Genomic DNA, 25,218 nt, shown 5'->3' on the forward strand with positions numbered 1-25,218 from the left:
CAGTTCCCGCCGCGCGGCAGACGCACACCTAAGGAGCGGTTCGTGGAATTCGATTGGACAGTTATCTGGAGTGCGCTTCCAGATCTGATAGACGGCGTGGAGCTGACTGTATTCATCGCCTTCGTGGGCTTGATCGGCGGCTTTATCGTCGGTGTCGTGGCGGGCACATGCCGCGCCTACGGCCCGCTTGCGCTAAACGTGATTGCGCAGGTTTACGTCGAACTGATACGCGGCACACCGATTGTGGTTCAGGTGATGTTTCTCTACTTCGCGTTGCCGTTGCTTGCGCATTTGCGAATCGACGGGCTGACCGCCGCCATCATCGCCATTACGGTGAATTCGGGTGCCTATCTTGCTGAGGTGGTGCGCGGAGCGTTGCTGTCGATCCCGAAGGGCTTGATGGAAGCGGGCCTCGCGATGGGACTCTCGACGCCGCGCGTGCTGATGAAGATCATCGGGCCGCTCGCATTTCGACGCCTGATTCCGCCATTGGGCAATCAGTGCATCGTCAGCTTGAAGGACACGTCGCTGTTTATCGTGATCGGCGTCGGGGAACTGACGCGCAAGGGTCAGGAGATCATCGCCGGCAACTTTCGCGCGGTGGAAATCTGGTCCGCCGTCGCGGTCATTTATCTGGTCCTGACCGGTGTCATGACGCTGTCGCTGCGCGTCGTCGAAAGAAGGATGCGAATTCTATGAGCATGATCGAATTTCAGCGCGTCTCAAAGAGCTTCGGCCATCTGCCGGTGCTCAACGACATCAATCTTCGCATCGAGAGTTCGGAAGTCGTGGTGGTCGTCGGGCCGTCGGGCTCGGGTAAGTCGACCATGCTCCGCTGCATTAACGCACTCGAAAAAATCAGCGGCGGCGAACTGCTCGTGGACGGCTTGAGCGTGAAAGGCAATGCGTCTGACATCCGCGCGATCCGTCTGGAAGCGGGCATGGTGTTTCAGCAGTTCAACCTGTTTCCGCAGATGACCGCGCTCGAAAACGTGATGTTCGGCCCGATTCAGGTGCGCGGCGCATCGCGAGCCGAAGCGCGCGATCAGGCAATGGCGCTGCTCGACAAGGTCGGGCTCGAATCGCGCGCGAATCACTATCCGTCCGAGTTGTCCGGCGGGCAGCAGCAGCGCGTCGCAATTGCGCGCGCCCTGGCGATCAGGCCGAAGCTAATGCTGTTCGACGAGCCGACTTCGGCACTCGATCCCGAGCTTCGTCATGAAGTGCTGAAGGTCATGCAGGATCTCGCGACGGAGGGCATGACGATGATTGTCGTCACGCACGAGATCGGCTTCGCGAAGCGTGTCGGTACGCGCCTGTTGTTCATGGACAACGGCGGCATCGCGGAAGATGGCGCGCCGGGCGAGCTGATCGACAACCCGCCCACGCCGCGCTTGAAGGACTTTTTGAAGCACGTCGGCTGAAAAAGCCCGGCCTCGATTCGCCGAAGCAAGCGCCGCTCGCGCGGCGCACCAGGCTTTCGCGGCCTTCACCGCACTACGCTACTGCGTGCTGCTTAGTCGTAGTGGCGATGCTTATGACGCTTCTTGCCCGAACGATAACCGCGCGAATAGTCGTCGGAATACGAGTTCGAGCGCGAGATGTTGCCGCCGAGCGCCGCGCCCGCGCCGCCACCCAGGGCTGCGCCGACGAGGCCGCCGCCACGGCCGCCCATTGCATTGCCGGCCGCCGTGCCCGCACCGCCGCCCAGCGCGCCGCCGACGATCGCACCCGTGCGCTCACGGCGGTTCGACGTCACTGCGCCGCCCGCGCCGCCGCCCACGGCGCCGCCGATCACGGCACCCGTGCTGCCGCCGACCGCGCCGCCCAGTGCCGCACCCGCAACGCCACCGAGCGCGCCGCCCAGCGCATTGTTCATGTCGCCGGCCACAGCCGACAAGGAAGCCGCGCTCGCGAGCGCCGCGACAGCCACAATCTGGAGGATTTTTCTGGACATAAAAGGTCTTTGGTTTTTACGAGACGGCGCCGAGTATAACCGGTGACATGAAAGCCCTCTGTAACCACTGCACGGCTTACCGGTAAGACGTGTAACAAATGATGTAGCGCCGTCATTTTTACCTTTTTACTGTCCGCCCGCCTCAGCGCTTGCGCTTCTTTTTTAGCTCGATCGTTTCGAACAATTCGTAGTTCGCGGTCGGCGTCTGATCGGCGCCGGGCGCATGGTAGTAGTTCATCGTGATCGTCGTCTCGCCGCCCGCGTGACCCGGATCGTGATCGAACACGGCGATGCCGTAGCCCGTGCCCGTATCGCGTTGCGCGGACCAGATCGCATCTTCGACGGCATCGGCGCTCGCACGAACGAAGGTGCCCGCGGTCGTGCCCGGCACCGGACGATTCGGCCGCGTGAAGATGCGCGCTTGCGGCAGTCCGGTGCCTGCATCGACGCCATAGACATCGAGCGGCGCGCTCGTGCCGCCGCCGCCGAGGATCAGGTGGATCGTGCCCTGGCTCGTATCGAACGTGGACGCGCCCGCAGAGATCGCCGACATCACCGGCTTTGGCTGCAAGGTATCGACCGGATGGCCCGTGGCGATGTCGGTGCCCTTGTGGTGATTGCAGCCGCGCACGGGGTAGCTGCGCTCGTAGTCGTGATCGTGGCCGCACAGCACGAGGTCCACGCCGTAGCGGTCGAAGAGCGGCAGCCACGCCTCCCGAATGCCTTTGTCGGAACCGTTGCCTGTCTTCGACGAACTCAGCGCGTCCTGGTGCATCTGCACGACGATCCAGTCGATGCCGTGATCGTCGGCCGCGTGGCGCAGTGTCTTTTCGAGCCAGCGCGTCTGTTCGCCATCGCTGTAGCCTCGCACATAAAACGAGGTGCCTGGCTGGATCGGCGGATTGCCGGTGCTTGCGGCCGGCACGAGCGGGGCCGGTCCGGCGACGAAGGCGGCGGCGTCCTGATAGACGACGTCGTCGGCATCGAGCGAAATGAACAGCACCGAGCTTACGCGGAAGCTGTACCAGCGGCCCTGAAAACGCGTGTGATTGTCGGGCAGCGCATAACGCGCGAGATACGACGCGAAGCCTTGCTCGCCGTTATGGAATTCGATTTCATGGTTGCCGGGGCACGGCATCCACGGACGATTCGCCGCCGAGTTCTGGCAGTTGTTGCCGAAGTCGCGCCACACTTGCGGCTGTTGCGTCGGGTTCAGGTTCGCATAGCACAGGTCGCCGTTGAGCAGATGAAACAGCGGCTGAAAGCGCTCCACGGCCTGCACCGCGAAGCGGCTTTGCGGCGACGACAGCACCCAGCCGGTGTTCGGCGTCGCGAGATCGCCATAGCTCGTGAAGCGGAACGGCGCGCGGCCGCGCGGCGCGGTGCGGAAACTGCCGGTGAAAGGCTGCGCGGCATTGCTGTCGTTCTCGGCCGTGACCTCGTATTCATAGCTCGTGTCGGGCTTCAGGTCGCGCAGGCGCGCGTGATAGCTGAACACGACGTCGCCGTTCAGGCCGTCGGTGTAAGTGGTCTGCACGCCATGCACGATGTGCTTCGCGTCGCCGATGCGGCCAATGCGCAGATGCGGCTTCACGGCAGCCGCGAGCGACGTCCACGACACGGTGACGTCGCTCGAAGGATCGTTGCCCCACGTCAGATGGATCTGCTCGGGCGTGCCGTCCGGCGTGCTACTCGCGGCGCGTGCCGTCGACAGCGCGTTGGCCGCGCCGGCAAGACCCGATGCGCCCGCGAACTTCAGAAACCCGCGACGCGAAACGATGGATGCGCCCTGATCGGCTGGCGAGGCATTAGCGTTCTTTGTATTCGACATGTCTGTGTTTGTGGATAGGAAGGACTGGCGGCTTTGACCAGTGATCCTAGTCGCGAAACGGTGACAGTTGAATGAAAAGGGCTAACCGCTAATGAGCAAGCGACGGGAAAATGATGCGCAAGCGGCTAACGCTTTGGCGGCTGCGGACTATTCGCGGGATTGGTGTCGAACTTCGAAACGCTTTCAATGCCGCGCGGGCTGTCTACGCTGGCGAGTTTCAATAGTTCGTTCTCCATCGCATCGGCGATCTGCTTGTCGTAGATCTGCTCGCCCTTCACATAGACCGTGAACGATCGCAGGTACTTTGCTTTCTTCTCCGGATTCCGGATCGTTTCGCGCGTCCACTGATAGAGCGAGTACTTCTCGGTGCCGAGCCGCTCGGCCTCGCTCACGTAGTCCGCGAATGCGTCGTACTGGCATTTCAGCGTCGCATCATGCCGATGCAAGATACGCTGCAGTTCCGCGTGCGCCGCGCCCGAAGGGTCGGTGCGCAGCGCATCGGCAAGTTCCGGCGATACGGTAAGCCGTAGCTGGAATTTCAAGGTCGAATCCACATTTGCCTCGCCGTTCGCTGTTGGATAAGAACCCTCGCGTTTGCAATACAGGCCGTGGCTCAGGACTGGTTCACGGAGCGCACGGACTGCACGGGCAGCTTGTCGTCGATACGCGCGATCTCACAGCCTTGCACCGGTCTGCCAAGCAGGAAGCCTTGCGCATGCGTGCAGCCGGAGCGCCGCACGAAATCGAGCTGCTCCTGGGTTTCGATGCCTTCGGCCGTGGTCGGCATGCCGATCTCGCGCGCCAATGCGACGATCCCTCGCACCACTGCCGCGGATTCGCGCCGATGCACTGACTCCTTCACGAACGAGCTGTCGATTTTGAGCTTGTCGAACGTGAAGCGCACGAGTGTCGACATGGTCGAAAAGCCGGTGCCGAAATCGTCGAGCGCAAGACCGATGCCCAATGCACGCAGCCGCGAGATGTTGCGCCGGGTCACCACGTCGTCGTTCAGAAGCACTGTCTCCGTCACCTCGATGTTCAGGCGCTCGGGCGGAAGCCGCGTCTTGCGAAGCACGCCCGCCACGATCGACGCAAACGCCTCCTCGCGCAATTGCACCGGCGACACGTTGACCGCGACCGGCACCTTGTCGCACCACATGACCGCTTCCTTGCACGACTGCAGCAACGCCCACTCGCCGAGCGCGAGTATCAGCCCGGTACGTTCGGCAGTCGGAATGAAAGCGGACGGCGAGAGCTCGCCGCGCGTCGGATGCGTCCAGCGAATCAGCGCTTCGCGGCCCGTCACTTCGCCGCCCGCGAGGTCCAGGATCGGCTGATACTCCATGCGCAGTCCGATGAACGTGCGCAACGCGCCTTCCAGGTCGCTGCGCAACAGGCTCAGGCTTTCGTCGGAGACATGTTCGTGTGCGTCGAAAATCAGATAAGCGCTCTTGCCGCTGCGCTTGACCGCGTACAACGCGCGGTCGGCGCAAATCAGCAATTGCGGACCCGTGCACGCGTGCTCGGGGTACAGCGCCACGCCCACGCTCGCGCCGATATGCACGAGCGCTTCCGTCAGCACGAAGGGGCGCGCCAGCGTCTTGACGATGCTGTCCGCGATGAGCCGCACATCGCGGGACGGCTCGGGCGCTTCCGAGATCACCACGAACTCGTCGCCGGCCAGGCGTCCGACGATGTCGGTGGCCGGCATCACTTCACGCAGGCGAACCGCGGCTTCCTGAAGAATCTGGTCGCCCGCGGCGTGGCCGAGACTGTCGTTGATCGCCTTGAAGCCGTCGAGGTCGATCAATAGAACAGCGAACAATCCGTCGCGCTGCGCCGCGCTGACCGCCGTGCGCTCGAACAGCAGTTCGTTGATGCGCGCACGATTCGGCAAGCCGGTGAGGCTGTCGTGATGCGCGAGCCGCTGACTGCTTTCGCGCGCGAGCAGCAGCGCAACCGTATCGCGATTACTGCGCAGCGCAACCGTGAGAAAACCGGCGGCGCAAAACGGCGCCTGAAACAGAAGCACGAGTTTTCCGGAGCCCGGCGACAGCGCCGCGCCGACGCCCAGCAAACCGATGATGAAGACGATCTGCAGCATCACGAGCCGCGGCGTGGCCGCATTGCGTCCCGCGAGTCCGCCGACAACGCCGACCGCGCAAACATTGCCAAGCAGGAAAAGCGTTGCGTCTCCGCTGATGTTGCACAGCAAAGCGCCCAGGCCGAACAACGCGCTCCACAGAACGCTTGCAAACAGGAAGGCGGCGGTAGGTGTGGGCAGACCCAGTGCGCTGCGGCGGCGGCACGACCAGATGAGCGCGAGCCGCACGATCAGCAGCGCGACAACGGCGCCCGTCCACGTCGCATACAGCAAGCTCGGGTGCAGATAGTAAGCGGTCGCGCAGACGCTGATTTCGCAGATGGATGCGAAGACGATGGACGCGGTGCGTGTGAAAAGATTGGCGAGAAGTATCTGGCGGTTCTCCGCGCTCAGATTCTGAGCCGAAGACACGAGCCACCGGAAAAATGGAGACCTTGGTTCGCTAAAAGCCATGACCCGCGCATTTTTAGTGGTTAGTGGTTCGAAACCGGCAGCGTGCGTACCGATTATCACGTAAACGTTCGGCAAAAGGTTAATTCCGCCAAATAGTGGCGCGAATCCGCTTTCCCACTTGCTGGGTATATGCCCGACAGAAAACGGCTTGGTAGGCCCTTTACGGAGACCCGTATCGACGAGATTCTCTATTTCGGCCTTTCGTAAGGTTAACCCCGATTTAAACGCAAACCAACAAAAGGGAAATTCTGTCTGCTGCGTGTAATAAAAGTGCAACCCAATCGATGCCATCGTCAAGCTGCGGTTTGACGGTCGCATCGCGCGCGCCTGAAAGGAGAACAATTTGGTCCTGGAACTGGAGCAAGTCAGTGTCGTTTCTGGCGGGCAACCGTATCTGTACGGCGTGGATTTGCGTCTTGTGCCAGGCGCTATCAATGTGCTGCTCGGTCCGACCCAGGCGGGAAAGACCACGCTGATGCGCGTGATGGCGGGACTGGACAGGCCGAACGCGGGCCGCGTGCTGGTGGACGGCCAGGACGTGACAGGCGTCAGCGTGCGCCAGCGCAATCTGGCGATGGTCTATCAGCAGTTCATCAATTATCCGGCGATGACCGTGTTCCAGAACATCGCGTCGCCGCTCCAGTTGCAGAAGACCGATTCGGCGGAAATTCGCCGGCGCGTGCTCGAGGTCGCGGGGAAACTGCATATCGAGCATCTGCTCGAGCGGCGGCCGAGCGAACTGTCGGGTGGTCAACAGCAGCGCTGCGCACTCGCGCGTGCGCTCGTGAAGCGCACGTCGCTCGTGCTGCTCGACGAACCTCTCGTGAATCTCGACTACAAGCTGCGCGAGGAATTGCGCATGGAGTTGACCACGCTTTTCGCGGACGGCAAGACGACCGTGGTCTATGCCACCACCGAGCCGCTCGAAGCGCTGCTGCTCGGCGGCTATACCGCGATCATCGACAAAGGCCGCGTGCTGCAATTCGGTCCGACGCTCGACGTCTACAACGCGCCGGTCAACGTGGATGCAGCAGCCGTCTTCAACGATCCGCCGATGAACATGCTGACGAGCGAGCTCAACGGCAACGGCCGCGCGCGTCTGCCGATCGGCGTCGACGTTCCGCTCCGGCAAGGCACCGCTGCGAACGGCGCATGCCGCATCGGCATACGGCCAGGGCACTTGCGCCTTCACGCGAAAGCGCCGCATGCAGTCGCTGTTCCCTGCCGGCTCGAACTGGCCGAGTTGAGCGGCTCGGAAACCTATCTGCATTTGCGCACGCTGACGGGCGGCATCGACCTCGTCGCGCAGTTGCAGGGCGTGCATCAGATCGAGCTCGGCACCGAACTCAACGTTTTCATCGACCCTGACGAACTGTTCGTGTTCGGCGCGGATACGAAACTGGTATCGAGCCCGGAGGCCGCTCATGGCGCGCATTGAGTTCCAGAATCTCGCGCACGCGTATCGTCCGAAGCCCGCGACACTCGACGACTACGCGCTGCAGCCCATGAGCATGGTGTGGGAAGACGGCGGCGCTTATGCGCTGCTCGGGCCGTCGGGCTGCGGCAAGACCACGCTGCTCAATATCGTGTCGGGCCTCGTCAAACCGTCCGAGGGCAAGGTGCTGTTCGACGGACGCGACGTGACCGCGCTCGGCGCACGCGAGCGCAACATCGCGCAGGTGTTCCAGTTCCCGGTGATCTACGACACGATGACCGTGTTCGACAACCTCGCGTTTCCGCTGCGCAACCGCAGGATGCCCGCCGCCGAAGTGAAAAAGCGCGTGCACGAAGTCGCGGAAATTCTCGACATGACGCGCGATCTGCCGCACAAGGCCAGCAATCTCGCGGCCGACGCAAAGCAGAAAATATCGCTTGGGCGCGGCCTCGTTCGCCAGGACGTCGCGGCGATTCTGTTCGACGAACCGCTGACCGTGATCGATCCGGCGATGAAATGGATGCTGCGCCGGCAGTTGAAAAAGATCCATCAGCAACTGAAGCTCACGCTGATCTACGTCACGCACGATCAGGTCGAGGCGCTCACTTTCGCCGATGAAGTCGTCGTCATGACCAACGGCCGCGTCGTGCAGAAAGGCGGCGCCGATGCGCTGTTTCTGCGGCCGGATCATGCGTTTGTCGGCTACTTCATCGGCAGTCCGGGTATGAATCTTTGCCCGATCGAACTCGACACCGACGGCGCGCGGATCGGCTCACAGCGTCTCACGCTCGGCGCCGCCACCCTCGCGGCGCTGGGCGACGCGCATCAGCAGGCAAAGAGCCCGCTTACATTGGGCATTCGCCCCGAGTTCGTGCGGCTCGCCCACGAAGGCGAAGCCGGCGCCGTCAAAGTCGAGGTGCTGCGCGCGCAGCAACTCGGCAACTATCAACTCGTGACCGCGCAATGCGACGGCCATCTCTTCAACGCGAAACTCGAGCCGCATGTGCGCGTGGTGAACGGGCCCGCCTGGCTGCGCGTGGCCGCGCCAGAAACGGTGTTCTTCTGCAATGACGAAAGAATCGATGCACGTAACGCAGAAGGAGCCGCGCAATGAACAAGCCCGTCAATCAGAAAGCGTGGCTGCTCGTAATACCCGTGTTCATCTGCGTGGCCTTTTCCGCGATCTTGCCGCTGATGACGGTCGTCAACTATTCGGTGCAGGACATCATTAGTCCGACGCAGCATGTGTTCGTCGGCACCGAATGGTTTCGCAACATCATGACCGATCCCGATTTGCGCGACGCGCTCGGCAGACAGATCATCTTTTCCGCTTGCGTGCTGCTGTTCGAGATTCCGTTGGGCGTGGGCCTCGCGCTTTCGATGCCGGCTTCCGGATGGCGCGCATCGGCGGCGCTCGTCGTGCTCGCCATGCCGTTGCTGATTCCATGGAACGTCGTCGGCACGATCTGGCAGATTTTTGGGCGCCCGGATATCGGCCTGCTCGGTTACTGGCTCAATAGCCTCGGCTTCGATTACAACTACACGGCAAGCCCCACGGCCGCATGGATCACCGTGCTGGTGATGGACATCTGGCACTGGACGCCGCTCGTCGCGCTGCTGTGCTACGCGGGCTTGCGCGCCATTCCCGATGCGTTCTATCAGGCCGCCGAAATTGACGGCGCGAGCCGCTTCGCGGTTTTCCGCTACATCGAACTGCCGAAAATGCGCGGCGTGCTGATGATCGCCGTGCTGCTGCGGTTCATGGACAGCTTCATGATCTACACCGAACCGTTCGTGTTGACGGGCGGCGGCCCCGGCGATTCGACAACTTTTCTCAGCCAGTACCTGACGCAAAAAGCGGTCGGCCAGTTCGACCTCGGCCCCGCCGCGGCTTTCTCGCTGATCTATTTCCTCATCATTCTGCTGCTGTGCTTCATTCTCTATAACTGGATGAGCCGTGTAGGCAAAGGCGGCCCCGCTGCGGAAGGAGACGAACATGCAGGATAAGCGCCGCTGGATGCGCACGTTGGTGCTCGTCGTCTATATGCTGTTCGCACTGATTCCGCTTTACTGGATGTTGTCGATCTCGCTGCGCACGAACGAAGAAACCATGTCGACGTTCGCCACGCTGCCGCAGCACATCACGTTCGACAACTACAAGATCATCTTCACCGATCCCTCCTGGTACTGGGGCTACATCAACTCGATCATCTACGTGCTGATGAACACGGTGATGTCCGTGCTCGTCGCGCTGCCCGCCGCTTACGCGTTCTCGCGCTATCGCTTTCTCGGCGACAAGCACATGTTCTTCTGGCTGCTCACCAACCGGATGACGCCGCCCGCCGTGTTTTTACTACCGTTTTTCCAGCTCTATTCGAGTGTCGGTCTAACGGACACGTATATCGCCGTCGCGCTCGCGCACATGCTGTTCAACGTGCCGCTCGCCGTGTGGATTCTCGAAGGCTTCATGTCGGGCGTGTCGCGGGAAATCGACGAGACCGCGTACATCGACGGCTATACGTTCCCTGCTTTCTTCGTGAAGATCTTTCTGCCGCTGATCAAATCGGGCGTCGGCGTTACGGCGTTTTTCTGCTTCATGTTCAGTTGGGTCGAACTGCTGCTCGCGCGCACGCTGACATCCGTCAACGCGAAGCCGATTGCGGCCGTGATGACGCGCACCGTATCGGCGGCCGGCATGGATTGGGGCGTGCTGTCGGCGGCGGGCGTGCTGACCATCGTGCCTGGCGCGCTGGTGATCTACTTCGTGCGCAACTACATCGCGAAGGGCTTCGCGATGGGGAGAGTCTGATGTTCACGTGGATGTACTGGACGCCCGAGGTGGCGATCTTCTTCGTCTGCATCGTCATGATGCTGGCCGGCATGACCGTGTGGGAACTGCGCTCGCCGACGCATGAACGCAAGGGCTTTCTGCCTATCGCGACCACGCGCGGCGATCGCCTTTTTATCGGCCTGCTCGCGGCCGCGTATGTGAATCTCGCGTGGATCGGCATTAGCGCCGAAGGCTCGACTTCGTGGCCGGGCTCGCTGGCTTCGCTACTGGTTCTGCTCGCGATCATGTGGAAAGGTTGAATAGAAACGAAACGCACGCAATGAGCACTCGCAATTGCCGGTTCCGCTGATGCCCCAAGCGGGCGCCGGAAAGATCGAAGGGGCACGAAGGACACAGGAGAAGACCATGCAACAGAGGAGACGGATCGTCGCGCTCGCAGTGGCAAGCATCGTGTCGGGTGCCTTTGGGAACCAGGCTATGGCGGGCATACCTGAAGCGCAGAAGTGGGTCGATAGCGAGTTTCAACCTAGCACGCTCTCGAAACAGCAGCAGATGGACGAAATGAAATGGTTCGTCGACACCGCGAACAAACTGAAGTCGCAAGGCGTCAAGGAAATTCACGTCGTGTCGGAAACGATCGACACGCATATCTACGAATCCAAAACGCTCGCGAAGGCCTTCACTGAAATCACCGGCATTCAGGTGAAGCACGACATCATTCAGGAAGGCGATGTCGTCGAAAAATTGCAGACGTCGATGCAATCCGGGCAAAGCATTTACGATGGGTGGATCTCGGACTCCGATCTGATCGGCACGCACTATCGCTATGGCGTCATCATCCCGCTGTCCGATTACATGGAGGGTGAAGGCAAGCAATACACGAATCCTGGGCTCGATATCAAAGACTTTATCGGCACCAGCTTTACGACCGCGCCGGACAAGAAGCTCTATCAACTGCCCGATCAGCAGTTCGCCAATCTTTACTGGTTCCGCGCGGACTGGTTCGCCCGCAAGGACCTGCAGGACAAGTTCAAGGCGAAGTACGGCTATGAGCTGGGCGTGCCGGTGAACTGGTCCGCGTATGAAGACATCGCCGAGTTCTTTACGAATGACGTGAAGAACATCGACGGCGAAAAAGTCTACGGCCATATGGACTACGGCAAGAAAGACCCGTCGCTCGGATGGCGCTTTACCGACGCATGGCTTTCAATGGCGGGCGAAGCCGATAAGGGCATTCCGAACGGCATGCCCGTCGACGAATGGGGCATTCGCGTGACGCCGGACGGTTGCCATCCGGTTGGCGCATCGGTGTCGCGCGGCGGCGGCACCAACAGCCCGGCGGCCGTCTATGCGACGACCAAATACATCGACTGGCTCAAGAAATACGCGCCGCCCGAAGCGTCCGGCATGACCTTCAGCGAGGCCGGCCCCGTGCCCGCGCAAGGGAAGATCGCGCAGCAGGTGTTCTGGTACACCGCGTTCACCGCGTCGATGTTGAAACCCGGCAACGTGACGAACCCGGACGGCACGCCGAAGTGGCGCATGGCGCCGTCGCCGCACGGCGCGTACTGGAAGGACGGCATGCAGAACGGCTATCAGGACGTCGGCTCGTGGACCTTCTTCAAGTCGACGCCGGCCAATCAGCGCGCCGCCGCATGGCTGTATGCGCAGTTCGTGACGTCGAAGAGCGTGTCGCTGAAGAAGTCGATTGTCGGTCTCACGTTCATTCGCGACTCCGATATTCATAGCGACTACTTCACGAAGAACGCGGACAAGTACGGCGGTCTGATCGAGTTCTATCGTAGCCCGGCACGCGTCGCGTGGACGCCGACCGGCAACAATGTGCCGGACTATCCGAAGATGGCGCAGCTCTGGTGGAAGAACGTGGGCACCGCAGTCGCTGGAGAAAAGACGCCACAGGCCGCAATGGATAACCTCGCCAAGGAGATGGACCAGGTGTTGTCGCGCTTGCAGAGAGCCGGCATGAAGGCATGCGCGCCGGAGATGAATGCGGCAAGCGATCCGTCGAAGTGGTTGTCCGATCAGCACGCGCCGTGGAAGAAGCTCGCCAACGAAAAGCCGAAGGGCGAGACGGTCAAGTACGATCAGTTGCTGTCGGCGTGGAAGGCGGGCAAGGTGCGGTAAGCGGCTAACGTTGCGATCGGCAATCCGCAGTCAGTTTGTGAAAGGGCGGCACGATTGATTGTGCCGCCCTTTCCTTTCTTATTAGCGCCGATTGAAGACTTTAAGCTACTCGTTCGCCATCTCGACTAGCTTTGCAACCGTGTTCATGTTGCGCGCGGTTCCCGTTTTGGCTGCGGGAATTTTGAGCTTCGTGTCGGCCATTCCGTTGTTGTAGTGCACGTAAATCTCGCGCGTGCCGAGCGCCATTTCTTCGTCGCGCTGGCCGCTTGCGTGAGCGAGTGCATCGGCGGGCGGCGGTGCGTCGAGAAAGATCGCGACCGTACGATTCGCTGGGGCCGACTTGAACGGATTCGCCGCGAGTATTTGCGCAAGTTCCGCGCTCGTGCGCACCGCGACGCCGACCGGCTTGCCCGCATACGCTTCGAGACAACGCTCGAGCCGGCTCTTCACCGACGCTTCGGCAAGCTTGCTGTCGAACACGACATTGCCGCTCGCAATATACGTGCGGACATTCGTGAAGCCAACGGACTCGCACATGCTTCGCAATTCAGCCATTGGCAGTTTGCCGGTGCCGCCGACATTCACGGCGCGCAGCAGAGCGATATATCGGGTCATCAGTTCGTTTCTGTTTTATTGAGCGTTGCAACGAATGCTTTTACATGAGCGAAGCGGCTCGCGCGATCATCAGCAAACCCATGCCGACGATTGAATACCCAATACCTCGCGCGACAAGCGGACCACGCGGCGCGAGACGCTCGAGCGTGATCGCCACAGTAAGCGCGGCCATCGCAAGAAGATCCATCACGCCGATCGCGACGAGCACCGCGGTGAAGCTCGCGCAGCAATAGCAGCAATGAAGCCCGAGACGCAGGCCGTATCGTAACGCGGCATCGGAACGCAGCGGCAATGCAGCGTGGCCGCATTCCTGTGGCTGTTGGCAGCAGTCGAGATAATGCGCCTTCCATGCGGAGGATTGCAACGCGCCTGCGAGCAGCACCATTACACCGGCTATAACGGGCACAGCATGCGAAAGCGCCGGCACCTGCATTTGAAGTTCGACGAAGGCTGCGCCGAGCGCGAACACCACCGCGCCCAACGCAGTCCATACGGCGAAATAGCCGATGCCTGCGAGCCAGGTCAGCCATGTGAGCGCGGGCGCCCGCGCGTGCGTCACACTACAGAGCGCTTCGCGATAACGCCACAACACAGGCGCGACGGAAGGCAGCATCATCGCGGTCATCATCGCGATCCACATGCCGACGAACGATGCCGCGACGCGCAGCCACGTCTTTCCGCACATGGGCATCCACATCATCGACATGCTCCAGCCGCCGCGCATCGGCAACTCGCCCATTGCCGACATCGACAGGCAAGCCGCGATGGTCGCGCCCGCACTGATCGCGAACAGCAAGCCGCAGACGCTGTAGAAAACAGCGCGCGCAGAGCATCGCGCGCCGCTTTCGCCGACGCTAACGAGGTCCATCACGCGCCTCAGCGCTTCTCGTATTCGTCGTGACGGCGCCACCAGATGCCCGTCTCGTTGCGCCCTTTCGGCGCGCGGTCGAGCCATTGGTACATGCCCCACAGTCCGTCGAGTCCGCGCGCATAAGTCGAGTACGTGTGGTACACGTGGCCGTCTTCGAGCACGAACGCGCTGAGTCCTGGCCGGTCGCGCGCATACGTCGACGGGTCGGTTCCGCAAGTCTCCGCAAACTGAGCGACGGGCTCCGGCGCCGGCACGGCGTCCATTGCGTGACGGCCGCGCTGATAGTTATATTCGACGGTGCCCTCGCGCTGCTGCTGCTCGGTGAACGAGATGTTGAAGTCGAAGTTGAAGTCGCTGCCCGCCGACGACGCCCACGGAAATGTCCATCCCATGCGCCGCTTGTATTCCTGGAGCTTTGCAAGCGGGGCGCGCGAAATCGCCATCAGCCTCACGTCGTGATTCGCGAGATGAACCTCGAAGCCGTCGAATCCGTCCGCAATCGACGAGCACGACGGGCAGCCCGCCTTGTAGTCCGGCCCGAACATGAAGTGATAAACGAGAAGCTGCGAGCGTCCTGCAAACAGATCGGCAAGCGTTGCACTGCCTTGCTCGGTTTCAAATCGATACGTCTTGTCGACGCGAACCCAGGGCAATTCCTGGCGTTGCCGCGCGATCTCGTCGCTGCGCCGCGTCAATTCTTTTTCCGCGTTGAGCAGATCGAGGCGCGCGGCCAGCCATTCTTCGCGTGTCCCGGTCTTATGTGTCGTGGTCATGGCTCTCTCCGTTCGGTTTCCTTCGTCGTTCGATCGCTTTCGATACGACGTACTGGTTAGCGGTCGTGCTAGATTAGTACCGGGATTCCTGACCGTGGGAGTGACAAGTGTGGCGCGATTTCAATGAAGACCGATCCGCTCATTCAAGCCGCGGCGCAGGCACTCGCGGCCGGTGATCCGCTCGGCGCATTGAAGCGCGTCGCCTTGCGCGACGACGCGCCGGCGCTCGCCCTTCGCGGCATCGCCCTGGCGCAACTCGGCGATCTGATTCGGGCGAAGGCGCTCGTGCGAAGTGCCGCGCGCGCGTTCGGCGCCCGGCAAGCCGTCGCGCGTGCGCGATGCGTGGTGGCGGAAGCGGAGATCGCCCTCGCCTCGCGCGATCTTGCATGGCCAGCCAAAGCGCTCGGCGACGCGCGCGCGATTCTCGAAGCCCACGGCGACCGCGCCAATGCCGCGCATGCAGCGTATCTGGAGGTGCGGCGGCTCGTGCTGATCGGTCATATCGACGACGCCGAGCGCCTGCTTGGCGCGCTCGATCCCACACCTTTGCCGCCTGCGTTGCGGGCCGCGCATGAGCTGGTCGTGGCAGGCGTCGCGCTGCGCCGCTTGCAAACTGCCGCGGCTCGCGTCGCATTCGCACGCGCGAAACAGGCCGCCTATGAAGCGCGTATTCCCGCGCTGATCGCCGAAGTGGAAAGCGCTTCGCACACGCTGAAGCTGCCGGCCGCGCGTTTGATCGCAAGCGGCGAAGAGCGGCTTTTACTGCTCGACGAAGTGGAAGCGTTGCTCGCGTCAGAGGCGCTCGTGGTCGACGCATGCCGTCACGTCGTGCAGAAGACCGGCGCGATCGTCTCGCTGACGCGGCGGCCCGTGCTGTTCGATCTCGCGTATCAACTCGCCGAAGCGTGGCCCGCCGATGTCCCGCGCGACATGTTGATCGCGCGCGCCTTCAGGACGAGCCACGCCGACGACTCGCATCGCGCGCGCCTGCGTGTAGAAATGGGCCGCTTGCGCACGATGCTCGGCGCGCTCGCCGAAGTGAGTGCAACGCGGCGCGGCTTTGCGTTGATGCCGCGTCACGGGCATCGCGTTGTGCTGCTCGCGCGTCCCGTCGAAGAAACTCACGCGGCCATGCTCGCACTGCTCGCCGATGGCGAGTCGTGGTCGAGTTCCGCGCTTGCGCTCGCACTCGGCGCAAGCCAGCGCACCGTTCAGCGCACACTCGATTCGCTCGCGGCCGCAGGCAAGGCGCAGTCTTTTGGCCGCGGACGCGCGCGCCGCTGGATGGCGCCGCCCGCATCCGGATTCGCGACAACGTTGTTACTCTCCGCGCCGCTCGCGCTCAATTAGGATGACAGCATGAATCGATCAAACGCCACCATCATCCGTGAATACGGTCCCTTTCCGGACGTCGAGCAAGTCGGCGGCGTCACATATGACGGCCAGCATGTCTGGATCGCGGCCGGCAAGACGCTGAACGCATTCGATCCCGCGAGCGGTGACACGCTGCGCAGCATAGAGATCGCCGCCGACGCGGGCACGGCCTTCGACGGCCAGCATCTGTACCAGATCGCCGAAGGCCGCATCCACAAGATCGACCCGGCCAGCGGCCGCATACTCTCGACGATTCCCGCGCCTGGCGGCAACGGCGCTTCAGGACTTGCGTGGGCTGAAGGGTCGCTGTGGGTCGGCGAATATCGCGAGCGCAAGATTCATCAGGTCGATCCCGAGACCGGCGCGGTGCTGTCCACCATTCAATCGAATCGCTTCGTGACGGGCGTCACGTGGGTCGACGGCGAGCTTTGGCACGGCACCTGGGAAGACGACGCGAGCGAGCTGCGTCACATCGATCCGCGTACCGGCGAAGTTCTGGAAAGCCTCGAGATGCCGGCGGGCGTCGGCGTGTCCGGTCTCGAGTCGGACGGCGGCGAGCAGTTCTTTTGCGGCGGCGGCAATAGCGCAAAAGTGCGCGCCGTGCGCCGCCCCGAACGCGAGACCGGCGAAGTCAGATAGCAGCAGTCGCGGCGTGCGGCATGCTGCGCCGCACCGCATGTTCACGCATGCCGATGACCATGATCGCCGCTGCTCATCGACTGCGGCTCGTCGTATTCCTGCGAGATGTCCTTGTTCGTGTAGTCGCCCAGACGCGATGCAGCAATGAGGCTCAGCAGCCCGCAAACGAACACATAGATGGCAATGGCGTAGCCCGAGTGATAGTAAGCGAACAGCGCCGTTGCGATCAGCGGCGCGGGACCGCCCGCGATCACCGACGCCAGTTGATAGCCGAGCGACGCGCCGCTATAGCGCAGCCGCCCCGTGAACGACTCGGCGATCAATGCGGCTTGCGGCCCGTACATCATCGAGTGCGGTACGAGCGAGAGCACGATGGCCACGAAAATCCACGTCGGATCGCGCGTGTCGACCATGGCGAAATAAACAAAGCCGAAGAGGCCCGCCGCGGCCGCGCCGATCATGTACATGCGGCGCCGCCCAATCAGATCCGACACATGGCCGAACAGCGGAATAGTGCCGAATTCCAGCACGGAAGCGACCAGCACCGCCGTCAACAGCAGATCGCGAGACGCGCCGAGTGTCGTTACGCCATACGTGAAAACGAACGCCGTGAAGATATAGAACGGCGCCTGTTCAGCCATGCGCGCAATCGCCGAAAGAAGAATGTCTTTCGGCTGACGGCGAATGACTTCGAGCATCGGCGTCTTTTCGATTTTGCGTTCCGCGAGGAGCTTCGCGAAGATCGGCGTCTCGAGAATGTTCAGTCGAATGTAGAGGCCAATTGCGACCAGAACAATGCTCAGGAAGAACGGCACGCGCCAGCCCCAGGTCAGGAACGCGTCGCCGGCAATAGCGCTCATGGCCAATACCGCGAGGTTCGCGATAAACAGCCCGGCCGGCACACCGAACTGCGGCCACGACGCGACGAAGCCGCGGTGCGCGTTGGTGCGCGCCCATTCCATCGACATCAGCACCGACCCGCCCCACTCGCCGCCGACGCCCACGCCCTGAATGAAGCGCAGCACCGTGAGTATCACCGCGCCCCAGATTCCGATGGACGCATACGTCGGAACAAACGCGACGGCGAAGGTCGCGAGTCCCATCAGCAGCAGCGTGACGATAAGCGTGGCTTTGCGGCCGATACGATCGCCGTAATGCCCGAAAATGGCTGCGCCTACCGGCCTCGCGATAAAGCCGACCGCGTAGATGAGAAACGCCTGGAGTGTGCCGACGAGCGGGTCCGATTGCGGAAAGTACAGCTTCGCAAATACCAGACCCGTTACCGTGCTGTAGAGAAAGAAGTCATACCATTCGATCGTCGTGCCGATCGTGCTGGCGATAACGGCGCGGCGCAGTTGGCGCCGTGCGTCCTCGTCGGAGAGGGGCACCGCCCCTGGTTGCGTGGCAGTCATTTCGCACCCCCGATTGAATGCGCGACATTGCTGTATTGACATGTCGCGCGGGGGGAGGTTCCGGCTTGCCATCGCATCGCCCGATTGTTGGCCTCACGCCGCTGATATTGAGCGCTTGCCCACAAAGCGCGCGACGTTACCCAGTCGCATGACCACATGTGTTAGTTCGCCCACGGTTGAACCTGTCCCTCTTGCCTAAAGTCCACTCAGAAGCACGAAATCAAAAGAACAGAAACACATCAAGCATCAATCATTAGATGCGTCGGGGAGACAGTCATGAACACCAATACAAACCGCATGCGGGCGGCCGACACGGCCGCGCCGACATGCGCGAACGCTGACCTGTGTGTGCCGATTAAACATGGCACCACACGGCACTGTCTTCTTCCCCGACAACACCACTTCTTCGCAGCGAACTCTTCCGCGACTTGTGCACTTGCATCACGCGACTGCCACGGGTTGCCTCCATGACGTTCGCCCGCTGCCCGCACGCCTAAGACAGGCGTCAATCCAAAAATTTTCTTGCAGTACCTGCTACATATCCGCGCCGATGTAGCGGGATAACCACGCGCGTCCTATGGGAGATCAATTATGAAACGCAACCTTATTGCAGCAGCAGTCCTCTCGTTCATTTCCGTCGCCGCTTTCGCTACCGGTACAAGCTCCACTTCGAGCTCGACGTCGGGCGGCTCGACCACCGCCGCAGTGATCGGCTTCGGCCACTTCACCGCCACCGATGCCGGCGCCGCCAACGGTCACGCGTCCGCCACGGCCGGTTCGGGCTATGGCGTCACGGGTAACACGACGAATGCAACGACGAGCCACATCAACACGTCGCAAGCAGGCGGCTTTGGCTTCGGCGGATCGACAGCCGGCGGCCTCTCGGGCGCCGACGCAGCGGCCAATGCATGGAGCAAGCTCGGCAGCGGCTGGCACTAAGCAACTCATTCGAGGCGGTGCATGGGCCGAGTGCGGCCCAATGGGCACCGCCTCATTTGCACGCCGCCTCGTTTGTAGTGAAGAAGGGTTTGGGGAGAACAAAAGTGAACAAAACTATCTTGCATCTGGCATGCGCCATTGCGCTTTGCGCCGCGCACGCCGCTAACGCCGATACGACCGCCGATTCGTCGTCGGGCTCCGTATCGGGTTCCAGTTCGATCGGCATCGGCCAGGGCGGCGGCTCGAGCCTGAACAACATCGGCACATCGTCGAACTCATCCGCCACGACGAACTCGACGTCGACTTCGGTAGGCGGCATTGGGCGAGCCACCGCTTCGGGCGGCTCGTCCAACGTGAACGTATCGGTCACGATGCCGACGATGACTGCGTCGACGGGAGCTCTGTCGGGCAGCGGCACAGGCGCCGACACGACCAGCAAAGCTTCGGCAGGTCCGGGAACGAACGCGTACGACACGCGAGCGACGGTCGACTACAACCAGAGTTCGTACTCCGTGCGCACGACGCCGAGCATCGCCGCGCCCGCACTGACGACGACACTGTCGGACACCTGCATGGGATCGACCAGCTTCGGCATCTCGGTGACGGGCTTCGGTCTGACGGGCGGTACGACACAAGTCGATCAGGCTTGCGTCCGGCGACTCGACGCACGCGAATTCCGCGCGATGGGCCTCACCGACGTCGCGCTTGCATTGCTGTGTCAGAGCGACGCGAACCGCAAGGCTGTCGAATCGACGGGCCATCTCTGCCCCGGCACGACCGCGCCTCTTGCACGCACGCCCGACGCGGCGCAATACTCAGAGGACGAAAAGTATCGCGATCCGATTGTTCGCGCCCGGCTCGGTCTGCCTGTGGCTGCAACGAACGAACGCACGGCGCCGGTGAAGGCCCAACCTGCAGCGGAAACGCGCAAGGCGCCATCGCTCAACGTTGGACACGACGAACTCTCTGATGGAAAGCCGGCATCGCCCGCGAGCGACAACTTCAAGGTTTCGCTAATCAAATAGGGCTTTCTTTGCGCATGGCAAAGTGGACCGAAGAGAGAACAGTCGAGGCACTGTATGAAGAGCCATTTGGTATTCGCGATGCTGACGCTCGCCGCGGTGACTGGTGCGAATGCGCTGGCCGCGGCACCGCCGGCGAGCGTGTGGGCTGGCGAGCCGGGCGGAGTGTCGGCAACGTCCAGCGTGTCGGCTCCTGCATTGCTGCAATGGAGCGGCGCCATTCCCTTAAGTACTGCAGGCGGCGAAAAATGCCTGCTCGTTGCTCGTCGGCAATCGCATATCGTGGCGATCGAATTGTCGCCGCTGGTCGTCGGACCTGGCGTAATCGGCTGGGCACCGAATGGAATCGGCACGAGTACCGCGAGCTCAGAGCAGGCTAATGCCGCTACTGCACGGGACGGCAATCCGCCGCGCTTCAGCAATCCGGCGACTGCTGCGATCACGGCATCGAATCATGCGATGCCGCGACAAAGCGTTACGCCCGAAACTTTTTCGAAGTCCGGCTCGTGGCGCAATAGCAGCGTCGAAGCCGACCGGAAAGCCGCGGCTGCGAAAGAGTCGGTGGAAGTAGTGACCGTCAAAGGCAAAACATACAGAACCTATGGTCACTTCAAGACTGCGCCGAAAGAAGTTCCGACTGCAGTCTCCGAGGAAAAGGTCTGTCAATAACGGGCCGTCGCCGTGGCGGCTAGTTCAGTTCTTGTTGTCGTTGCGCGATGTCTTGCGCGGCGAGTCACGCCGCCGCCGATGCACGCAGCCGATTGACCAACTGGTTGTCCTTGCCCTCTACGCGCGGCGTCAAGCGCACATCGAACACGATTTCCTTGTACGCGTCAGTCTTGAGACCCAACGCCTCGCCGCCGGTCTTCTCGACCACATGGGGAATAAGTTCTTCGCGAGTCGCATAGGCGAAGTCGTCCCACATCAGCGGATCGCCTTCGATATTGATCTGCGTAGTGAGCTTGCGGTGTTGACTGCTTGTGACGAAGAAGTGCACATGCGCCGGACGATTGCCGTGACGGCCGAGCGCGTCCAATAGTTGCTGCGTTGCGCCATGCGGCGGGCAGCCATAACCGACCGGCATCAAGGTGCGGAACTCATAGGTTCCGTCCGTACCGGTCTTTACTGCACCGCGCAAATTGAAGTCGCTCTGTGTCCCGGTCGGATCGAAGTGCGAATAGAAGCCTTTCGAATTCGCGTGCCAGCACTCGACCACCGCACCCGCGACAGGCTCGCCATCGGGCCCAGTGACAGTGCCGCGAATGACTAGCGGGCCCGTTTCGTTGTCTGGATCGAGGTCGATTTTCGACACGCTGTCGCGCACAGGCGCACCGGCCACATACAGCGGACCTTCGATAGTACGGGGCGTGCCGCCGTCGAGTCTGGCTTGCCTGTCGGCAGCATCCATGCGGATGTCCAGGTACTTTTCGAGGCCAAGGCCGGCAGCAAGCAAGGCCGCTTCGCCATCTCGTCCCAGCTTGTTGAAGTAGTTCACGCCAGTCCAGATTTCATCCGGCGTCATGTCGAGATCGTCAATAGCCTTGAACAGGTCGCTTAACAGACGATGTGTGATCTGTCTCGCGCGCTTATCGCCGCTATCGCTATTGAGATTCGCGGCCGCCGTCAGCAGGTCTTGCACTTCCTGTGTTGCAAATACTTTGATACTCATGATTCTGCCTCCATGTTGTATTGGGAAAGCGGCGTGGGGGCGCGTCGGTACATCGCGCGCTTTGTCGGCCTCACGCGTCGCCGGTACGAACGGAAGAAGGATGACGGCACAACGGCGTGACGGAAATCTTCATATACGGATACAACGGCAAAGCCATCAGAATGTCGTGAAGCTCAGCGTTGCCTTCCACGTCGAACACGCTGTAGTTGGCGTACTCGCCTGCAATGCGCCAGATATGGCGCCACTTGCCACTACGCTGCAATTCCTGCGAATAACTCTTCTCGCGTGCTTTCAGTTCATTTGCCTTATCGGCCGGCATGTCGGGCGGAATGCTGACATCCATGCGTACGTGGTAGAGCATTGTCGTGTCTCACTCTTTCAGGGAATTACTGTGTGATCTTCTCGGACCCGTCGCGGGTAAAGCGCTTTATCCTGTCTTTGTCCAGTTCGATGCCGAGGCCGGGACCATCCGGCACGGTCAATTCGAAATCGCTGTAATCGAGCGGCTTTACGAGAATTTCCTCGGTAATCAGCAACGGACCGAAGAGCTCGGTTCCCCATTGCAGATTCGGAATGCTCGCAAACAGATGCGCCGATGCAATCGTGCCGACCGCACCTTCGAGCATCGTGCCGCCATAAAGCTCTATACCGGCGGCGTCCGCGATAGCAGCGACACGCTGTGCCGCGAAGAGTCCGCCGCTCTGTTCTATCTTGATCGCGAATACATCGGCGCCATCGTTCTTCGCAATGTCGAAAGCGCTCTGCGGACCCTGGAGTACTTCGTCGGCCATCAATGCAACGGGGAAGCGACGCATTAGCCGCTTCAGCGCTGCCGCGGAGTTCACCGGTTGCTCGACCAGTTCGCATCCCGCCTCGGCGAGTGCAGGAATGGCCCACGCCGCCTGCGTTTCGCTCCACGCCATATTGACGTCGACGCGCACTGCGCCGCGATCCGCCAATGCTTTCTTGATGCGCGCTACGTGTTCGATATCCACCTTGGGATCTCTTGCGCCGATCTTTAACTTGAAGGTCTTGTGCCGGCGCAATTCGAGCATCTTCTCCGCTTCCGCGATGTCCTTTTCGGTGCTTCCCGAAGCGAGCGTCCATGCAACCGGCAGACGATCGCGGCAACGCCCGCCGAGCAGTTCGCTGACTGGCACGCCAAGACGCCGTCCATGCGCATCGAGCAACGCTGTTTCGACGGCGCTCCTGGCGAAGTGATTCACTTTGACGAGCTTACTCAAATGCGCCATTAAAGCCTGAACACGCGAGGCGTCTTTGCCGATCATCGCGGGGCCCAGGTATGCGTCGATTGCGAGCTTCATCGACTCCGGGCTTTCAGGTCCATACGCCATGCCGGCAATCGTCGTCCCTTCGCCAGTACCGACACTGCCGTCGCTGCAATAGACCGTCACGAGCATCAGCGTCTGGCCGTGCATGGTGCCGACTGACAGCTTGTGCGGCCGGATCGTCGGCAAGTCGACGAGGCGCGTTTCGATACGTTCGATTGTCGGTTGAGTCATGGCCAATGAAGTGAACTGATAGCTGCGTCACAAGGTAAGGTCGCCCGCAACGCCGGTCAAATAAATCAATATCGCGCGCCGCATCCATATCGCTGATTTGCCTATTAATGCCGAGGGTTTTCACGGACAGCTCATGCACCGAATTCATATCGCGCATTTTTGGCTCGAATTTGACCGGTGTCATGGCGGCTTATATCGTTCGACGCATGCCGTTTCCGTGTCGATTGAAAGCGCCGCGCCGTCTTCGAGCAATTTGAAGCGGGTTAAAAACCTTCGTTATCCGAATGACTATGAACCCTGACGCCGTGAATCCCGATCTGAGCGCGCCGACGCTCGCCGCGAGGCCCGCGCCCCGCGACGTGAGCAACGTGCAGCGCGCCGTCACGACTGCCGTGCTTGGGCAGATCCTCGAGTGGTACGACTTTTTCCTTTACGGCACCGCTGCGGCGCTCGTCTTCGGCAAGCTGTTCTTTCCTGTCGGCACCGATCCGTTGACCGGCACCATTGCTGCATTTGGCGGCTTTACCGTGGGCTTCATCGCACGGCCGATAGGCGGCGTACTGTGCGGCCATATCGGCGACCGCTACGGCCGCAAGGTCGTGATGATGCTCACGCTTCTCACGATGGGCTCGGCCACGATGCTCATGGGCCTGTTGCCCACATATCACCAGATCGGTATCGCAGCGCCGGTGCTGCTCGTGCTGTTGCGCATCTTGCAGGGGCTCGCGGCGGGCGGCGAATGGAGCGGCAGCATTCTGCTCATCCACGAAAACGCGCCGCAATCGAGGCGCGGCGCGCTCGCCGCGTGGAGCCCATGCGGCGCCGCGCTTGGTTTTGTGCTGTCGACCGCTGCGTTCCTGCTGGTCCAGAATCTTCCGTCCGGCGACTTCCAGAGCTGGGGCTGGCGCATACCGTTCGTCGCGAGCGCGGCACTCGTCGCACTCGGCTTGTGGATGCGCCGCTCGGTCGGCGAAAGCGCCGCCTTCGCGGAAGTCAAGGCGACGCGCCACGCAAGCCGGATGCCGGTGATCGAAGTCCTCAAGCAATGTCCGCGTGAAGTGCTCACCGTGTTCGGCCTGCGTTTCGGCGAAGGCGGCGCGTCGTACATCTTCTTCGCGTTCTCTATTGCATACGGGCAGTTCCTCGGCATCAAGTCGAGCTGGATCCTGGGCGGCCTCACCATCTCCATGCTGCTGATGATCCCGGTCTCGCTGCTGTCCGGCCACATCACCGACAAGGTCGGGCGCAAGCCGGTCTACCTCGTGGGCGCGATCGCGATGGTGCTGGTCGCATGGCCTTACTTCTCGCTGTTGGGCTCGGGCGAATACTGGAAGGTCATCGCCGCGCTGCTGCTGGCGAACAGCCTCACGCTGGGCATTCTGGAAGGCGCACAGCCTGCCTTCATCAGCGAAATGCTGCCGGTACACCTGCGCTTCTCGGGACTTGGCATTGGCCGCGAGTTGTCGTCGGTACTCGGCGGCGGTCTCTCGCCGATGATCGCGACCGCGATGCTGGCTCACTATCGCAGCGCCGTGCCGGTTGCGATCTATCTCGGCGGCCTGGGCCTCGTCACCGTGATTGCGACGCTGCTCGCGCGCGAGACCTTTCCCAAAGCGATGCGCAGCGCCGCGCATCAGCGATCCGAATGACGCATCACTTCATTGA

The 25,218-nt window shown here is 61.7% G+C and carries 25 protein-coding genes; 14 read left to right on the forward strand and 11 right to left on the reverse strand.

Annotated features, from left to right (window positions below; all coding sequences use genetic code 11):
* The first annotated feature begins 42 nt into the window (after positions 1 to 42).
* Positions 43 to 699 carry a glutamine ABC transporter permease GlnP gene (glnP, locus tag CUJ91_RS29360; RefSeq protein ID WP_029967077.1) on the forward strand — a complete coding sequence of 219 codons (657 nt, stop codon included), beginning with the start codon at positions 43 to 45 and terminating at the stop codon, positions 697 to 699.
* Positions 696 to 1,424, forward strand: a complete 729-nt coding sequence (gene glnQ / locus CUJ91_RS29365) for a glutamine ABC transporter ATP-binding protein GlnQ (RefSeq protein ID WP_161966600.1) — start codon at positions 696 to 698, stop codon at positions 1,422 to 1,424. Before glnP ends, glnQ begins: the two co-directional genes overlap by 4 nt.
* A 92-nt stretch (positions 1,425 to 1,516) precedes the next feature.
* On the opposite strand, the gene CUJ91_RS29370 is transcribed toward glnQ, so the two are convergent.
* The 4 genes from CUJ91_RS29370 to CUJ91_RS29385 all read right to left on the reverse strand — a co-directional run bounded on the left by CUJ91_RS29370 (position 1,517) and on the right by CUJ91_RS29385 (position 6,345).
* On the reverse strand, positions 1,517 to 1,957 hold the full coding sequence (locus tag CUJ91_RS29370; RefSeq protein WP_006047277.1) for a hypothetical protein: 441 nt from the start codon (positions 1,955 to 1,957) through the stop codon (positions 1,517 to 1,519).
* Between the two features lie 142 nt (positions 1,958 to 2,099).
* Positions 2,100 to 3,788, reverse strand: a complete 1,689-nt coding sequence (locus CUJ91_RS29375; RefSeq protein WP_114157791.1) for a purple acid phosphatase family protein — start codon at positions 3,786 to 3,788, stop codon at positions 2,100 to 2,102.
* A 125-nt stretch (positions 3,789 to 3,913) separates the two neighbouring features.
* Positions 3,914 to 4,342 carry a hypothetical protein gene (locus CUJ91_RS29380; RefSeq protein WP_114157792.1) on the reverse strand — a complete coding sequence of 143 codons (429 nt, stop codon included), beginning with the start codon at positions 4,340 to 4,342 and terminating at the stop codon, positions 3,914 to 3,916.
* Positions 4,343 to 4,401: 59 nt separating this feature from the next.
* Positions 4,402 to 6,345, reverse strand: coding sequence for a putative bifunctional diguanylate cyclase/phosphodiesterase (locus CUJ91_RS29385; RefSeq protein ID WP_114157793.1), 1,944 nt, complete (start codon positions 6,343 to 6,345; stop codon positions 4,402 to 4,404).
* A 343-nt stretch (positions 6,346 to 6,688) separates the two neighbouring features.
* Here CUJ91_RS29385 and CUJ91_RS29390 point away from each other — a divergent pair, with 343 nt between their 5' ends.
* From CUJ91_RS29390 to CUJ91_RS29415, 6 genes are all read left to right on the forward strand, one after another.
* Positions 6,689 to 7,783: an ABC transporter ATP-binding protein gene (locus CUJ91_RS29390; RefSeq protein ID WP_029967084.1), complete on the forward strand. Its 1,095-nt coding sequence runs from the start codon at positions 6,689 to 6,691 to the stop codon at positions 7,781 to 7,783.
* The gene (locus CUJ91_RS29395) at positions 7,770 to 8,894 is read left to right on the forward strand and encodes an ABC transporter ATP-binding protein (RefSeq protein ID WP_114157794.1); all 1,125 of its coding nucleotides are present in this window, start codon (positions 7,770 to 7,772) and stop codon (positions 8,892 to 8,894) included. The genes CUJ91_RS29390 and CUJ91_RS29395 overlap by 14 nt, the downstream gene beginning before the upstream one ends.
* Positions 8,891 to 9,787 (forward strand): carbohydrate ABC transporter permease, encoded by an 897-nt coding sequence (locus CUJ91_RS29400; RefSeq protein WP_029967086.1) that lies wholly within the window; start codon positions 8,891 to 8,893, stop codon positions 9,785 to 9,787. Before CUJ91_RS29395 ends, CUJ91_RS29400 begins: the two co-directional genes overlap by 4 nt.
* On the forward strand, positions 9,777 to 10,589 hold the full coding sequence (locus CUJ91_RS29405) for a carbohydrate ABC transporter permease (RefSeq protein WP_006047284.1): 813 nt from the start codon (positions 9,777 to 9,779) through the stop codon (positions 10,587 to 10,589). The genes CUJ91_RS29400 and CUJ91_RS29405 overlap by 11 nt, the downstream gene beginning before the upstream one ends.
* Positions 10,589 to 10,870, forward strand: coding sequence for a DUF2160 domain-containing protein (locus CUJ91_RS29410; protein ID WP_114157795.1), 282 nt, complete (start codon positions 10,589 to 10,591; stop codon positions 10,868 to 10,870). The genes CUJ91_RS29405 and CUJ91_RS29410 overlap by 1 nt, the downstream gene beginning before the upstream one ends.
* A 106-nt stretch (positions 10,871 to 10,976) precedes the next feature.
* Entirely contained in the window at positions 10,977 to 12,716 is a 1,740-nt protein-coding gene (locus CUJ91_RS29415) for an ABC transporter substrate-binding protein (RefSeq protein WP_006047286.1), read from the forward strand.
* Between the two features lie 105 nt (positions 12,717 to 12,821).
* On the opposite strand, the gene CUJ91_RS29420 is transcribed toward CUJ91_RS29415, so the two are convergent.
* From CUJ91_RS29420 to CUJ91_RS29430, 3 genes are read right to left on the reverse strand one after another with little or no spacing between them, the layout of a single operon-like run.
* On the reverse strand, positions 12,822 to 13,331 hold the full coding sequence (locus tag CUJ91_RS29420) for a DUF1697 domain-containing protein (protein WP_114157796.1): 510 nt from the start codon (positions 13,329 to 13,331) through the stop codon (positions 12,822 to 12,824).
* A 40-nt stretch (positions 13,332 to 13,371) separates the two neighbouring features.
* Positions 13,372 to 14,199, reverse strand: a complete 828-nt coding sequence (locus CUJ91_RS29425) for a DUF2182 domain-containing protein (RefSeq protein WP_114157797.1) — start codon at positions 14,197 to 14,199, stop codon at positions 13,372 to 13,374.
* A gap of 8 nt (positions 14,200 to 14,207) precedes the next feature.
* Complete coding sequence (locus CUJ91_RS29430) at positions 14,208 to 14,975, reverse strand: DUF899 domain-containing protein (protein WP_029967095.1); 768 nt, start codon at positions 14,973 to 14,975, stop codon at positions 14,208 to 14,210.
* A gap of 123 nt (positions 14,976 to 15,098) precedes the next feature.
* Between CUJ91_RS29430 and CUJ91_RS29435 the strand changes: the two genes are divergently transcribed.
* Together CUJ91_RS29435 and CUJ91_RS29440 are read left to right on the forward strand one after the other, a co-directional pair.
* On the forward strand, positions 15,099 to 16,325 hold the full coding sequence (locus tag CUJ91_RS29435; RefSeq protein WP_114157798.1) for a helix-turn-helix domain-containing protein: 1,227 nt from the start codon (positions 15,099 to 15,101) through the stop codon (positions 16,323 to 16,325).
* A 9-nt stretch (positions 16,326 to 16,334) separates the two neighbouring features.
* A complete protein-coding gene (locus tag CUJ91_RS29440) occupies positions 16,335 to 16,988 on the forward strand; it encodes a Vgb family protein (RefSeq protein ID WP_107707031.1) in 654 nt (217 codons plus the stop codon).
* A 41-nt stretch (positions 16,989 to 17,029) separates the two neighbouring features.
* Here the strand turns inward: CUJ91_RS29440 and CUJ91_RS29445 are convergent, their stop codons facing one another.
* Complete coding sequence (locus CUJ91_RS29445; RefSeq protein ID WP_114157799.1) at positions 17,030 to 18,400, reverse strand: MFS transporter; 1,371 nt, start codon at positions 18,398 to 18,400, stop codon at positions 17,030 to 17,032.
* Between the two features lie 591 nt (positions 18,401 to 18,991).
* On the opposite strand from CUJ91_RS29445, the gene CUJ91_RS29450 reads away from it, so the two are divergent.
* From CUJ91_RS29450 to CUJ91_RS29460, 3 genes are all read left to right on the forward strand, one after another.
* The gene (locus CUJ91_RS29450) at positions 18,992 to 19,339 is read left to right on the forward strand and encodes a hypothetical protein (RefSeq protein ID WP_029967103.1); all 348 of its coding nucleotides are present in this window, start codon (positions 18,992 to 18,994) and stop codon (positions 19,337 to 19,339) included.
* A 104-nt stretch (positions 19,340 to 19,443) separates the two neighbouring features.
* The gene (locus CUJ91_RS29455) at positions 19,444 to 20,364 is read left to right on the forward strand and encodes a hypothetical protein (protein WP_051153897.1); all 921 of its coding nucleotides are present in this window, start codon (positions 19,444 to 19,446) and stop codon (positions 20,362 to 20,364) included.
* Positions 20,365 to 20,418: 54 nt separating this feature from the next.
* Positions 20,419 to 21,030 (forward strand): hypothetical protein, encoded by a 612-nt coding sequence (locus CUJ91_RS29460; RefSeq protein ID WP_114157800.1) that lies wholly within the window; start codon positions 20,419 to 20,421, stop codon positions 21,028 to 21,030.
* Positions 21,031 to 21,094: 64 nt separating this feature from the next.
* Here CUJ91_RS29460 and catA read toward each other — a convergent pair whose 3' ends face one another.
* From catA to CUJ91_RS29475, 3 genes are all read right to left on the reverse strand, one after another.
* Entirely contained in the window at positions 21,095 to 22,030 is a 936-nt protein-coding gene (gene catA, locus CUJ91_RS29465; protein WP_114157801.1) for a catechol 1,2-dioxygenase, read from the reverse strand.
* A 70-nt stretch (positions 22,031 to 22,100) separates the two neighbouring features.
* The gene (gene catC, locus CUJ91_RS29470; protein ID WP_006047295.1) at positions 22,101 to 22,391 is read right to left on the reverse strand and encodes a muconolactone Delta-isomerase; all 291 of its coding nucleotides are present in this window, start codon (positions 22,389 to 22,391) and stop codon (positions 22,101 to 22,103) included.
* A 25-nt stretch (positions 22,392 to 22,416) separates the two neighbouring features.
* Positions 22,417 to 23,553 carry a muconate/chloromuconate family cycloisomerase gene (locus tag CUJ91_RS29475; protein ID WP_114157802.1) on the reverse strand — a complete coding sequence of 379 codons (1,137 nt, stop codon included), beginning with the start codon at positions 23,551 to 23,553 and terminating at the stop codon, positions 22,417 to 22,419.
* 290 nt (positions 23,554 to 23,843) lie between these two features.
* Between CUJ91_RS29475 and CUJ91_RS29480 the strand changes: the two genes are divergently transcribed.
* Positions 23,844 to 25,202 (forward strand): MFS transporter, encoded by a 1,359-nt coding sequence (locus CUJ91_RS29480; protein WP_244231042.1) that lies wholly within the window; start codon positions 23,844 to 23,846, stop codon positions 25,200 to 25,202.
* Positions 25,203 to 25,218 lie beyond the last annotated feature (16 nt).

It is taken from the genome of Paraburkholderia graminis (assembly GCF_003330785.1).
Classification (GTDB): domain Bacteria; phylum Pseudomonadota; class Gammaproteobacteria; order Burkholderiales; family Burkholderiaceae; genus Paraburkholderia; species Paraburkholderia graminis.

Coding starts and splice junctions, on each gene's coding strand:
- catC (WP_006047295.1), bottom strand. CDS start 22,391: ATGCTCTACCACGTACGCATGGATGTCAGCATTCCGCCCGACATGCCG.
- CUJ91_RS29410 (WP_114157795.1), top strand. CDS start 10,589: ATGTTCACGTGGATGTACTGGACGCCCGAGGTGGCGATCTTCTTCGTC.
- CUJ91_RS29445 (WP_114157799.1), bottom strand. CDS start 18,400: ATGACTGCCACGCAACCAGGGGCGGTGCCCCTCTCCGACGAGGACGCA.
- CUJ91_RS29475 (WP_114157802.1), bottom strand. CDS start 23,553: ATGACTCAACCGACAATCGAACGTATCGAAACGCGCCTCGTCGACTTG.
- CUJ91_RS29460 (WP_114157800.1), top strand. CDS start 20,419: ATGAAGAGCCATTTGGTATTCGCGATGCTGACGCTCGCCGCGGTGACT.
- CUJ91_RS29440 (WP_107707031.1), top strand. CDS start 16,335: ATGAATCGATCAAACGCCACCATCATCCGTGAATACGGTCCCTTTCCG.
- CUJ91_RS29370 (WP_006047277.1), bottom strand. CDS start 1,957: ATGTCCAGAAAAATCCTCCAGATTGTGGCTGTCGCGGCGCTCGCGAGC.
- CUJ91_RS29425 (WP_114157797.1), bottom strand. CDS start 14,199: ATGGACCTCGTTAGCGTCGGCGAAAGCGGCGCGCGATGCTCTGCGCGC.
- CUJ91_RS29415 (WP_006047286.1), top strand. CDS start 10,977: ATGCAACAGAGGAGACGGATCGTCGCGCTCGCAGTGGCAAGCATCGTG.
- CUJ91_RS29395 (WP_114157794.1), top strand. CDS start 7,770: ATGGCGCGCATTGAGTTCCAGAATCTCGCGCACGCGTATCGTCCGAAG.
- glnQ (WP_161966600.1), top strand. CDS start 696: ATGAGCATGATCGAATTTCAGCGCGTCTCAAAGAGCTTCGGCCATCTG.
- CUJ91_RS29375 (WP_114157791.1), bottom strand. CDS start 3,788: ATGTCGAATACAAAGAACGCTAATGCCTCGCCAGCCGATCAGGGCGCA.
- CUJ91_RS29450 (WP_029967103.1), top strand. CDS start 18,992: ATGAAACGCAACCTTATTGCAGCAGCAGTCCTCTCGTTCATTTCCGTC.
- CUJ91_RS29400 (WP_029967086.1), top strand. CDS start 8,891: ATGAACAAGCCCGTCAATCAGAAAGCGTGGCTGCTCGTAATACCCGTG.
- CUJ91_RS29435 (WP_114157798.1), top strand. CDS start 15,099: ATGAAGACCGATCCGCTCATTCAAGCCGCGGCGCAGGCACTCGCGGCC.
- CUJ91_RS29420 (WP_114157796.1), bottom strand. CDS start 13,331: ATGACCCGATATATCGCTCTGCTGCGCGCCGTGAATGTCGGCGGCACC.
- CUJ91_RS29385 (WP_114157793.1), bottom strand. CDS start 6,345: ATGGCTTTTAGCGAACCAAGGTCTCCATTTTTCCGGTGGCTCGTGTCT.
- CUJ91_RS29405 (WP_006047284.1), top strand. CDS start 9,777: ATGCAGGATAAGCGCCGCTGGATGCGCACGTTGGTGCTCGTCGTCTAT.
- CUJ91_RS29430 (WP_029967095.1), bottom strand. CDS start 14,975: ATGACCACGACACATAAGACCGGGACACGCGAAGAATGGCTGGCCGCG.
- CUJ91_RS29480 (WP_244231042.1), top strand. CDS start 23,844: ATGAACCCTGACGCCGTGAATCCCGATCTGAGCGCGCCGACGCTCGCC.
- catA (WP_114157801.1), bottom strand. CDS start 22,030: ATGAGTATCAAAGTATTTGCAACACAGGAAGTGCAAGACCTGCTGACG.